Origin of the sequence: Adlercreutzia sp. DFI.6.23, assembly GCF_024462535.1 — a bacterium.
GTDB lineage: Bacteria > Actinomycetota > Coriobacteriia > Coriobacteriales > Eggerthellaceae > Adlercreutzia > Adlercreutzia rubneri.
In genome coordinates, this window is sequence record NZ_JANGBP010000696.1 from 1 (window position 1) to 292 (window position 292).

At 52.7% G+C, this 292-nt stretch carries 1 protein-coding gene; it reads right to left on the minus strand.

What is annotated here, in order from left to right:
- Nucleotides 1-274 (minus strand): hypothetical protein (locus NE591_RS15100; RefSeq protein ID WP_371130640.1); only part of this gene is annotated, 274 nt, incomplete at its 3' end.
- Between the last annotated feature and the right edge of the window lie 18 nt (nucleotides 275-292).

The window sequence follows — 292 nt, forward strand, 5'->3', positions numbered from 1 at the left end:
CTGCGTTATAGTCAGCCACCTCACCAGCTACGGTGTCTGGGTCCAGGTATAGAGCCTCAGCAAGCTCCTCCACTGTGTCGGCCTTCAGTATCCAACCGTCTTCAATGGCTTTTGTGAGAGACTCCTTCGTTCCCGTTTTCATGAGAGTGAAATTAGGATCATCCACTTCCGCCTGATCGAAGAGCTGATAATTCGGAGATGTCAGTAAATCTCCCCCTCTCTGCGTATAGGGCATCGTCTCCGGCCGATTCCTCCTCCCCTGGTCATCGAGCATGATCAGGGAATGAGCCTG